Below are 11,942 nucleotides of genomic sequence, written 5' to 3' on the forward strand. Positions count from 1 at the left end.
CGTACGACGTTCGCTCAACACTCGATCGATGTTCGATGTAGCGTCAACGTAACAGTATCCGGGGCCGGTTGGGGCGGGGCAAGCGGTCGCCGACACCGGTCTCCTACAGCGGCATCGGTGCCATGTCGCACTCGATGCGGCGCCGCTGGCGGGCCGCGACCAGCCACGGGTGCTCGGCGCGGAGCACCCGGGAGAACCCCTCGACGGCCCGGCGCTGCAAGTCGTCCGCCTCGGGGCCCCGGCCCAGACCGCGCAGGTCCAGGGAGAGGTTGGCGAGGACGGCGAGGGTCAGCGGATGCTCCTCGCCCGCGACCTCCACGAGCTGCGGCAGGTTGGTCTCGTCGATCTGCCGGGCCCGGTCGAAGTCGAGCCGGGCGTAGGCCGTGTTGGCCTGGCCGATGGCGACCGTGAGGGTGGTGATGTGCCGGGAGCCGAGTGTCTCGGCGAGCCGGTCGGCCGCTTCGTCCTCCAGTTCCTGGGCCTCGTCGAGCGCGGCCAGCGCCCGGAGCGTGGCGGCCAGGATCGCCTTGGCCATCAGGGCGTGGGCGTGCTCGCGTCCCAGGCGCAGCTCCACCCGCCGGATGGTGACCTCGGCGAGGCCGCGGGCGGCTTCGAGGTCGCCGTCCAGACGCTGGTCCACCGCGAGGTTCATGGCCGTGGACAGGGAGTCGAAGTGATCGGGGCCGTAGCGGGCGACGAACCGGCGCAGGGTCTCCTCGGACATCTTCACCGCCTCGCCGAACGCGCCGTCCCGGCGGCGGGACACCGCCAGATTGCGGGCGGTGCGCAGGGCGGCCGGGTGCTGCTCACCGACCAGCGCCAGGACCTGCCGGTAGGCGTCCTCCTGAAGGTCGCGCGCGCCGGGATAGTCGCCGTTCTCCCGCTGGTCGATGGCCAGCGCGTTCAGCGAGTTGAGGGTGAGGAAACTGGCCGAGCCGAACAACTGCTCGCGCTGGCGGGCGTTCTCCTGGTCCAGCTCCAGCGCCTCCGCGAACTCCCCGCAGAACCGCAGCTCCACGCCCAGGGCGTGGACGGCGCGCAGGGTGATCGGGTCGTCCGCCCCGTACAGCGAGCGGGCCAGTTCGGTGGCCTCGCGGGCCAGGTCGCGGGCTTCCTCGAAGCGCCCCTGGTAGCTGCGCGCGTCGGCCAGCTCGCACAGCGAGTCGATCAGGTCCTCGGGCTCGGCGTCGATCCGGCGGCTGACCTCCAGCGCCTTCTCGGTGAGCGGGATCGACTCGGGGACCTGGCCGATCTGGCGGAGCAGGAAGCCCAGGCTCTTGGCGATCTTGATGACATGGACGTCCTCCTCGCCGGAGGCGGCGATCCAGGCGTTCCAGCACTGCCGGGCCAGATCCGTGGCGCCCTCGTGGTCGCCCCAGTAGAACAGGAACCAGACGGTGTCGAAGACCAGGTCGCGGACATAGGTGTCGGTGCTGAGGACGGCCCCCGAGGCGTGGACGTGCGGCAGCAGCGCCTGGTAGGCCCGCCACTCCAGGGACGAGGCGAACGGACCGGGCTTGGCCGCCGACAGCAACTGGTGGGCGGCGTCGCGCATCCGCTCGCGCTCGGCCCGGCTCAGCTTGGCCAGCAGCACCGTCTGGAGCAGCCGGTGCATCTGGAGGGTGTCGGTCCTGGGGTCGACCTTGATCAGCGAGAACTGGCTCAGATCCCGCACCGCCCGGTTGAGCTTGATCGACTCCCGCAGCAGCGGATCCACCTCGGGCGTGAGGTTGACGCCCCGGCTGCCGCGCAGCACCGACCGCGGGATGGGCTCGGGGGCCATGCTGGCGCAGATGTCGAGGAGTTGCCGGGCACCGGGGTTGCGCTCGCGGATCCGCTCCAGCGAGATGTCCCAGGCGGCGGCGACGGAGACCGGGTACTCGGGCGAGGGGTCGAGTTCCAGGATCTCCGGGCTGCGCGCGTCGAGGAGCTGAACGTACTCGTCGACCTGCATCCCGGTCACCGCCCGCCAGGCGCCGGCCTGCTCGACCGCGAGCGGCAGATCGCCGAGGACGTCGGCGAGCCGGTCGGCGTCCTCGTCGCTGAGGTCGGGCGAGCGCTTCTGGAGCAGTTCGATGGACTCCGCGCGCTCGAAGACGTTCACCGGCAGCGAGGTGGCGACCCGCTCCCAGGCCCGGTTCCGGGAGGTGACGATGACCTTTCCGGGCCCGTTGGTCGGGAAGTAGGCGCGTACGGCCTCGACATCCTCGGCGTTGTCGAAGACCAGCAGCCACTTGTCGTACGGGACTCCGGAGCGCAGGGCCTCCAGCACGGCCGGTACGGCGGTGTTGGCGGTGGGCGAGCCCGGACCCTCCTGGGCGGGGGCGACGCCGAGCTGTCCGGCGAGCTGCGTCAGCGCCGCCAGGATCAGGCTCTCCCGCTCCGCCGGGATCCAGCAGATCACCCGGTACTCGTGCTGGTGGGAGTAGATGTACTCCAGGGCCAGCTGGGACTTGCCGACACCACCGAGGCCGTGCAGCGCGTTGGGGAGCACGGCGGCCGTGTCCTGGGCGTCGAGCTGCTCCTCCACGGCCCTCAGAAGCGCCTGCCGGCCGACGAACGAGGTGTTCCGGAGCGGAACGTTCACCAGAAGGGCGGGCGTTGCGGTCGTGGTGCTCTGCATGAGCTGCTCAGCCTCCGGGGCTACTTGTGGGGTGGGGTCGGATACCAGCACGGGGGGATCTCCACGGTCGTCGGGGGCGTTCGACGGAGGCAGGCTTCCCCCTCCGTCGGACATTCCTCCATCACCTTGGCCGTTCCCCCCGGAAGGGGACACTCCACCCATTCCGGCGTTCACCCGTTCGGCGGCGCCGGGGGTGGATCTGCCGGGTGGGACATCGTCGGTGCCGTCGCCGGGCACGGCGGAGGCGGTGCCCGTGCGGAACAGCCGCGGCTCGATGCGCCGCGCCCGCTCCGCGTACGGACCGGACAGCGCCCGCATCACGGCCAGCTCGCTGCGCACCCAGGCGCGTTCGCCCGGGTCGGGGAGCACGGTGCCCGCCGGGTCGTGCAGGGCGGCGCGCAGGGCCACGCCGCGCGCTCCGGCGGCGGGCAGCTCGCCGATCACGCTGACGGTGTGGGCGAGCTGGCTGCGGGTGGTGGTGGCGAGGAGTTCCTCACGGACGCCGTCGGCGAACTCGGGGCGTCCGTCACCGCCGTCCCAGTCGATCAGGCCGCCCATCAGGATCTCGGCGAGATGGTCCGGCCCGGTCTCGGGCATGATCCGCCGCCGCAACTGCTCGACCAGGTCGAACTCGAAGGGAACGGCCGCCAGTTGGGTGGCGAGCCGACGGGCGGCGGGGGTGGCGAGGGTGGAGAAGCGGCGGACGGCGGCCTTGGCGGCGCGCGGGAAGCGCGGGGCGCGCAGTCCGGGCGCGGGCGAGCCCTTGGTGAGCGTCCCGGCCAGCACCACGGGCAGCGCCCGGCGCACCCCGCGCTCACCGGTGACCAGATCGGCCCAGGCAGCCAGCGAGGCCGGCTTGAGGGACAGCACCGGCACCGGCACCGTGCCGTCGTCGCCGCGCGGCAGCGGGCGCAGCGGGTCGGGCCCGCCGGGCGGCGGCCAGTGCGCCAGCGCGTGATTGGCGGCGCCGAAGCCCCCGGCTTCGAGGACGGCGTCGTAGGGGTAGAGGGTGGCGCGGCGGCGCATGTGCGGGGGCAGCAGATGGACCAGCGCGGTGGGGCCGGCGTGGGCGAGGCGGCCGAGGAGGTCGTCGGCGGCGGGTGCGGCCCAGCCGTGGGCGAGTCCGTCGGTGACGACCAGGAAGATCCGGCCGCCGCGTCCGTCGAGGAGTTCGCCGGGGTCGGCGGCGGGGCCGGTGGGGGTGCGGCGCAGGGTGGCGGCCCCGGTGCGGGGCACCTGGACGGTGACGGTGTGGACGGCGCGGAAGGCGCCGCTCTGCTCGGCGGCCTCGGCGAGCCGGGTGGTGGCCTCCTGCCAGATCCGCAGCGTCGGCGCGTCGTCCACCAGCAGCACCAGGTCGAAGGCGGCGGAGCGGGTGGGCCGCAGGAACGGCATCCACAGCCCGTCGGCGACCCCCTGTTCGGCGGTGGTCTCCTCGTCCAGCTCGAAGGTGGCGCGCGAGGGCAGCCGCCGGGCGAGCTGGTGCAGGGCGCGGGCGAACAGCGCGGTGGCGCGGCCGGGCCGGGGGGCGGGGCGGTCGTCGGCGGGCAGCAGCGGGCGGGAGACGTGCAGGGTGAAGGGGCCCTCGGCGGCGGGTGACAGACCGGGCGGGCGCGGGGGTTCGCCGGACCGGGCGCCGGGGGGTGACGGCGGGCCGGAGGGGTCGGCGGGGCGGGCCGCGGTGACGGGGGCGAGCAGGCCGGTGACGGTGGGGCGGGCGAGGGGCGGGAGCGTGGTGCCGGCCGGGGGGTCGGAGGCGTCGGGGGTGGTGGCGTCCTCGGGCGAGGTGTCCGGGCGCGGCTCGTCGGCCGCCGGGTCCGGTGCGGGCCGGTCGGCGCCGGGCGCCTGGGGCGGGCCGTCCGGTTCGGCGGGCGTACCGGACGGGCCGCCGTGGCGGTCCCAGTAGGCGGCGAGCCAGACCGCGTCGGCGATCTCCTGCCAGCGCGGGTCCTCGACGGCGGAAGCCGGTACGGGCACGGCGACCGGTTCGGCGGTCTCGGGGAACGCCGAAGGGGGCGACGACCCCGAAAGGGGAAAGCCGTCACCCGGCCCGGATGCGTGCTCCCTGGGATAGCCCTTCATTCAGCGGCCCTTCGCGAGGTCGCGCAGGAGCATTTCCACGAGCTTACGCCCGTCACCATCGGCCTGGAAACCACCCGCAGTAGTCATCTGGACGGCGTTCAGCAACTGGTCCAGGGAGTGGGTGCCGCCCGCCTGGACCCGCTGCACGAACAGATCGACCAGGCCCTCGGTGCCGTCCGGACGGAGCCCCAAGTGCCCTTCCACCATGGCCAGGAGCTGGTCCCGGGTGGGCGTGCGCATCTCCAGCGGGAGGCAGCGGCGGCGGAAGGCGGCGGGGAATTCGCGTTCCCCGTTGCTGGTGATCACCACGACCGGGAACTCCCGGCACTCGACGCGGCCGTCCCGGATCCCGGCGTGGCCGCCGGGGTCGCTGGTGTGGACACGCGCGAGGTCCGCGGTGTCCCGTACCAGTTCCGGGATGTCATAGCTTCCGTTCTCCAGGACGTGCAGCAGGTCGTTGGGCAGGTCGATGTCGCTCTTGTCCAGCTCGTCCACGAGCAGCACCCGGGGTCGATCGTAGGGCAGCAGGGCGGTGCCGAGGGGCCCGAGCGTAATGAAGTCGCCGAGCGCCGACGGCAGTTGACCGGAGTGTGAGAAGTCCGAGGCCGGGCCGTCGGCGTCCGGCGGGGTGCTGTCGTCCCCGGTCCGCGCGGCGCCGGGGTCGCCCAGTCCGGCCCGCCAGGCGGCGATGGCCTGGGCGCGGCCCATGGCGTCATAGGCGTAGAGCCCGTCGCGCAGGCCGGTGCGGCTGACGATGTTCCACTCCAGGACCCGGCCGAGGCCCAGTTCACGGGCGATCAGATGGGCGAGGGTGGATTTGCCCACCCCGGGCGGCCCGGTGATCAGCAGCGGCCGGCGCAGCAGCAGGGCCGCGTTCACGACGTCGATCTCCTCGGCGCCGAGCTGCGGGGCGATGTCCCCGGGGCCGAGCCTGCGCAGGGCGGCCTCGGGGTCGGCGGTGGGCACGTCCAGGGGCGGGCCGCCGCGGAACCGGCGCCAGGGCGGGGGCGGCGGCACCTGGGGCGGGACGGCCGGGGTCCGTCCCGTGCCGTGGAACATCCGCCAGCCGTCGGGTGACGTCTGCTCCGGTGCGCTCATGCCGATGCCTCCTCGCTGGCGAGACCGCCGGGCGGAACGGGGTCGATGTCGCCGATGCCATCAGTTTCGTTTATGGGATTTATAGGGTCTATAGGATCCAGGGGGTCCACGGGATCCAAGGGGTTCGAGGGGTTCGAGGGGTCTACCGCATCTATCGGATCCACGGGGTGGAAATCCACGGTTCGCGTCGGATCATCCCAGAAGAAGCCGATATGGCGGCCCAGCAGCTCCCCCGGCCCGTGGCCGTCGGTCTCGGCGTTGCGGCGCAGGAGATGGACGGCGAGCGGGATGCGCTCGGGGAACGGAGCGGCGGCGAACAACGCGGTGATCACCTCCCGGCGCTCCTCCCGGAACACCCCTCTGCGGTCCCAGATCGCGAGCCCTATCCCTTCCGCGATGGCGGCTCTGAGGGCCGCCTGTGCCATGGCGCCGGTGGGTGCGTCGAGCACCACCGCCGTATGTCTTGCTTCCCCGGCGAGGGCGGCTTGCCACGCGCCGGGCGAGCGGCCGTCCGGTTCACGCCAGCCGTGGACCGCCACTCCATGCTCGCGCAGCACCCTCCAGCGCTCCCGCCACTGATCCCGCACCAGGGCGTCGTCCGTCCGCATCCGCTCAAGACTGCGCAGGTGGACGCCGTACTTCAGGCTCAGCGGCAGCGGCTGTCCGTCCCCGATCCGATGGGTCAGACCGGCCACATCATGATTGAGCAGGTCGTACGGAAGGACGAATTCGACATACGGCGGTGGGGGGCGGCGTCCGCCCGGTCCGGGCTCGGGGGGCACCGACCAGAGCCGTGCGCCCTGGCGCAGCGCCCGCTCGACGGCGGTGCCGAGGCCGTCCAGGGTGGTGGTGACGGGCTCGCCGGGCTGCGGATCCCAGTAGCCGGGCACGGAGTTGAGCCAGGGGCGGACGACGATCTCGTCGCTGCCGTCGCGGGCCGGTTCCACGGCGACCACCAGGGCGCGCGGGATGTCGGGGTCGGGCACGGCCTCGACCCGGGCGGTGCGGCGGCGGCCCAGGGGGGCGGTGAGTCCGGTGCGGGCGGCCCAGTCGTCGGCCCACTCGGTGAGCGCGGCGCGGTGGGCGGGGGCGACGGCGATCCGGGCGGCGAGGTCGATCAGCAGGGCGGCGGGGGGCAGTCCGTCGGGCTGGGTGTTCCAGTCGAGCAGATGCAGGAAGAGCTGGTCGGGCTGGAGGCCGGTGGGCAGGTCGACGCCGTTCAGCTCCTCGACCAGGTCGTCGCGGAGACGGACGGCGGGCACCTCGCCCTGGGCGAGCACCGCGCGGGCGGCGGTCAGATCGTCGGGGGCCAGCGGACCGGTCGGCCGCCCGGCGGTGGCGGGGGCGAGCACATCGTCCAGCAGCCGGTCGAGGTCGTCGCCCGCGAGATCCCCTTCGAGGATGCGGACCACCTCGACCAGGACGCGTTCGCCGCCCGCCGTGCCCAGCGCGGTGCGGACCAGCACCACCACGTCCTCGCGGAGCTTGATGCCGCGTAAGTCGACCTGGCGGCCCAGCAGATCGCCGAGGACGACACCGAAGTGGAGGCGGCCCTGCGCGTCCTCCATACAGCCGAGGTCGCACAGCACATTGGTCAGCCGCAGCAGGAGCCGCGTCCCGCGCGCGCGTACGGCGTCGCCCTCGGGTCCGTCGACCCCCGCGCCCATCGTCACCGACTGTCCCCCCGAAGCCGGTACTCCCTGCCTGACCGGCCAGCGAAGTTAGCACGGCAACCAGCGGTTAACCAGGGGCCTCTGGGGGAGGAGCCGCGGCCTCCGGCCAAGTTCGCCCCTTCGGGCGGCGACTTGACCGGAATCCGTCGTCCGGTGATCTCTCGGGAAATCCTCACGGTCCGTCATTTCCCCGTTGTGCGTGGCTCATACGGGGCTCATGTGCCGTTCCCCTGAAGGATGTGCGGGACTCGCGTCGAACGCCTGTCCGGCGCGGTCACAGCCGGGGGTCCACCGGCTCCGACTCCAGCGCCAGCACCGCGAACACCGCCTCGTGCACCCGCCACAGCGGCTCACCGGTGGCCAGCCGGTCCAGGGCCTCCAGTCCGAGGGCGTACTCGCGCAGCGCCAGGGAGCGCTTGTGGTTCAGGAAGCGGCGGCGCAGCCGGTCCAGATGGTCCGGGCGGGTGTACTCGGGGCCGTAGATCAGCCGCAGGTACTCCGCGCCGCGGACCTTCAGACCGGGCTGCACGAGCCGTCCCTTCGGGTCGCGCACCAGGGCGCCGAGCGGTTTGACGACCATGCCCTCGCCGCCCCGGCCGGTCATCTCCCGCCACCAGTCGACCCCGGCCGCCACCGAAGCGGGGTCGGCGGGGTCGACATAGAGGCGGCGGGTGGTGGCCAGGAGGCCGGTGGTGTCGTGCTCGACCAGCCGGTCCAGCAGGGTCAGCTGCTCGTCGTGGGGCAGGGCGGCGAGGCTGCGGCCCTGGACGGCGAGCAGCTGGAACGGGGCCAGGCGGACGCCGTCCAGACCGTCGGTGGGCCAGCAGTAACGCCGGTAGACGTCGGTGAACGCGGCGGCCTGTCCGGCGCGCTCGCGCTGGCGGTCCAGCAGGGCGGTGACATCGGCGCCCCGGGCGGCGGCCCGCTCCAGGGCGGCGAGCGCGTCCGGGAAGACCGCCCCGGCGGCGGCGCCGACCGCCGCGTACTGGGTGCGCAGCAGGCCGGACGCCTTCAGCGACCAGGGCATCAGCTCGGCGTCCAGCAGCAGCCAGTCCGTCTCCAGTTCGTCCCACAGCCCGGCCGCGCCGATCGCCGTGCGCAGCCGGTCCAGGACGCGTTCGGTCATCGCGGCGTCGGTGAAGAAGGGGCGGCCGGTGCGGGTGTAGAGGGAGCCGGTGGGGCCGTCCGTGCCGAAGTGGCGGCTCGCGGCGGCGGCGTCCCGGCAGACCAGGGCGACGGCCCGCGACCCCATGTGCTTCTCCTCGCACACGACCCGCTCGACCCCGTCGTCCCGGTACTGCGCGAACGCCTCCGCCGGGTGCTCCAGGAACCCTTCGGCGCTGCTCGTCGGGCCGGGTGCCATGGTCGGCGGGAGGTACGGCAGCAGGCGCGGGTCGATCGCGAAGCGGCTCATGACCTCCAGCGCCGCCGCCGCGTTCTCCTCGCGGACCGTGATCCGCCCGGCGTGCCGGGTCTCCACGGTCCGCCGCCCCTGGACGTCCGCCAGGTCCAGCGGCCGTCCGTCCTGCCCGCCCGGCGCCTCGGCCTTCAACGGCCGGACCGGCTCGTACCAGACCCGCTCGGCGGGTACGTCGACCAGTTCGCGCTCCGGCCAGCGCAGCGCGGTCAGCTTGCCGCCGAAGACGGCGCCGGTGTCCAGGCAGATGGTGTTGTTCAGCCAGGTGGCCTCCGGGACCGGGGTGTGGCCGTAGACCACGGCGGCGCGGCCCCGGTAGTCCTCGGCCCACGGGTAGCGCACCGGCAGCCCGAACTCGTCGGTCTCCCCGGTGGTCTCCCCGTACAGGGCGTGCGAGCGGACCCGGCCGGAGGTGCGGCCGTGGTACTTCTCCGGCAGCCCCGCGTGGCAGACCACCAGCCGGCCGCCGTCCAGGACGTAGTGGCTGACCAGGCCGTCGATGAAGGTGCCGACCTCGCGGCGGAACTCCTCGCTCTCGTCCGCCAGCTGGGCGACGGTCTCGGCGAGGCCGTGGGTGTGCTGGACCTTCCGGCCGTGCAGATACCGCCCGAACTTGTTCTCGTGGTTGCCGGGCACGCACAGCGCGCTGCCGCCCTTCACCATCCCCATCACCCGGCGCAGCACGGCCGGGCTGTCGGGGCCCCGGTCGACCAGGTCGCCGACGAAGACCGCGGTCCGGCCGTCGGGGTGGACGCCGTCGCGGTAGCCCAGCTCGGTCAGCAGGGACTCCAGCTCGGCGGCGCAGCCGTGGATGTCGCCGATGATGTCGAAGGGGCCGGTGAGGTGGGTGAGGTCGTTGAACCGCTTCTCGGTGCGGATCGTGGCCGCCTCGATCTCCTCCACCCCGCGCAGGATGTGCACCTTGCGGAAGCCCTCGCGCTCCAGTCCGCGCAAGGAGCGGCGCAGTTCGCGGATGTGCCGCTGGATCACCCGGCGGGGCATGTCGGCCCGGTCGGTGCGGCCTGCGTTGCGCTCGGCACAGACCGACTCGGGCACGTCCAGCACGATCGCGATGGGCAGCACGTCGTGCTCCCGGGCGAGCGCGATGAGCTGCCGCCGGGCGTCGGGCTGCACGCTGGTGGCGTCGACGACGGTACGGCGGCCTGCGGCCAGGCGCTTGCCGGCGATGTAGTGGAGCACGTCGAAGGCGTCGCGGGTGGCGCTCTGGTCGTTCTCGTCGTCGGAGACCAGGCCCCGGCAGAAGTCGGAGGAGATCACCTCGGTGGGCTTGAAGTGGCGGCGCGCGAAGGTGGACTTGCCGGAGCCGGAGGCGCCGACGAGCACGACGAGGGAGAGATCGGTGACGGGGAGGGTGCGGCCGGGGGTCTGAGTGGGGTGCTGAGTGGGGTTCTGAGTGGGGGTGATCGGGGACTCGTTCATGCTGCCGTCGCCTCCGTTCGGTCGGTCGGGGTGGAAGTGGAAGTGGCCTGGGTGGAGTCGGTGGGGGTGGTGTCGATCCGGGTGAAGGCCGCCAGCTGGGTGGGTGGGCCGACCTCGGGGTCGTCCGGGCCGACGGGGGTCAGCTCCACGGTGTAGCCATGGCGGGCGGCGACCCGCTCGGCCCAGGCGCGGAACTCGGCGCGGGTCCATTCGAAGCGGTGGTCGCCGTGCCGGACATGCCCGGCCGGGAGGGACTCCCAGCGGACGTTGTACTCGACGTTGGGCGTGGTCACCAGGACCGTGCGGGGGCGCGCGGCGCCGAAGACCGCGTACTCCAGGGCGGGGAGCCTCGGCAGGTCCAGATGCTCGATCACCTCGCTGAGCACGGCCGCGTCATAGCCCGTCAGCCGCCGGTCCGTGTAGGACAGCGAGCCCTGGAGGAGCCGCACGCGGGACGCCTGCCGTTCGCCCATGCGGTCCAGCTTGAGCCGCCGGGCGGCGACGGTCAGCGCCCGCATCGACACATCCACACCGACGATCTCGGTGAACCGGACGTCCTTCAGCAGCGCCTGCACCAGCTGGCCCTGTCCGCAGCCCAGGTCCAGGACGCGCGCGGCACCGGAGGCGCGGAGCGCGGCGAGCAGGGCCTCGCGGCGCCGCACGGCCAGCGGGACCTGCGTCTCCGTCTCCTCGGTCTCCCCGGTGTCCTCGGGCTCCCCGGTCTCCTCCGGGACCGCGTTGTCGATCTCCTCGACCTCGCTGTCGTCGGTCTCGGCCAGCCGGACCAGCTCCAGCCGCTCGCGGGCCTCGCGGGTCAGGGACCAGCGGCGGGCGAGGTAGCGGCTGGTGATCAGCTGCTGCTCCGGGTGCTGGTGCAGCCAGCCCTCACCGGCCCGCAGCAGTTTGTCGACCTCGTCGGGGGCGACCCAGTAGTGCTTGGCGTCGTCCAGCACCGGCAGCAGGACGTACAGATGGCGCAGCGCGGCGGACAGGGTCAGTGCCTCGGACTCCAGGACCAGCCGGACATAGCGCGAGTCGCCCCACTCCGGGAACCCCTCGTCCAGGGCCACCGGGTCGGCGGTGACCGTCCAGCCGAGCGGCTCGAACAGGGCGCGGACCAGGCCGGGGCCGCCGCGGGCGGGCAGCGCGGGCACCTCGATCCGCAGCGGCAGCGGCTCGGCGGCGCGCTCGGGCCGCGCCTGGCACACCCCGCGCAGGGCGCTGGAGAAGACGGCGCTGAGCGCCACCGCGAGCAGCGAGGAGGCGGCGTAGGGGCGGTCGTTGACGTACTGGGCGAGCGCCGCGTCCGGGGCGCCGCGGCCCTTGCCCTTGTCGGCCTTGTTCCGCCGTACCAGCGCCAGGGCGTCGACCTCCAGCAGCAGTGCCGCCGTGCAGCGCGCGGGATCGGCCTCGGGGTAGAGGACGTGCGCGGTGCCGTAGGAGGTGGAGAACGTCTGCGCCCGGTCGGGATGCTTGTGCAGCAGGAAACCGAGGTCGGTGGCGGGACGTCCGGGTACGCCGGTGGTGGTGATGGTCAGGAACATGCGGAGGGCCTCTCCGGCTGGGTGGGTGGTCGGGGTGACGCCGTGCGCGCGAAAGCCCCCAGGAG

5 protein-coding genes are annotated in these 11,942 nt (G+C 73.5%); all 5 read right to left on the minus strand.

Annotated features, from left to right (window positions below):
• Positions 1 to 103 precede the first annotated feature (103 nt).
• Positions 104 to 4,705, minus strand: coding sequence for an FxSxx-COOH system tetratricopeptide repeat protein (gene fxsT / locus ABZX40_RS22570; protein WP_355741073.1), 4,602 nt, complete (start codon positions 4,703 to 4,705; stop codon positions 104 to 106).
• Positions 4,706 to 5,803 (minus strand): AAA family ATPase, encoded by a 1,098-nt coding sequence (locus tag ABZX40_RS22575; protein WP_355741071.1) that lies wholly within the window; start codon positions 5,801 to 5,803, stop codon positions 4,706 to 4,708.
• Entirely contained in the window at positions 5,800 to 7,470 is a 1,671-nt protein-coding gene (locus tag ABZX40_RS22580) for a hypothetical protein (RefSeq protein ID WP_355741069.1), read from the minus strand. The genes ABZX40_RS22575 and ABZX40_RS22580 overlap by 4 nt, the downstream gene beginning before the upstream one ends.
• A 280-nt stretch (positions 7,471 to 7,750) precedes the next feature.
• Positions 7,751 to 10,333, minus strand: a complete 2,583-nt coding sequence (locus ABZX40_RS22585) for a polynucleotide kinase-phosphatase (RefSeq protein WP_355741067.1) — start codon at positions 10,331 to 10,333, stop codon at positions 7,751 to 7,753.
• The gene (locus tag ABZX40_RS22590; RefSeq protein ID WP_355741065.1) at positions 10,330 to 11,877 is read right to left on the minus strand and encodes a 3' terminal RNA ribose 2'-O-methyltransferase Hen1; all 1,548 of its coding nucleotides are present in this window, start codon (positions 11,875 to 11,877) and stop codon (positions 10,330 to 10,332) included. Before ABZX40_RS22590 ends, ABZX40_RS22585 begins: the two co-directional genes overlap by 4 nt.
• Positions 11,878 to 11,942: the final 65 nt, after the last annotated feature.

The organism is Streptomyces sp. NPDC004610, assembly GCF_040609715.1.
GTDB lineage: Bacteria > Actinomycetota > Actinomycetes > Streptomycetales > Streptomycetaceae > Streptomyces.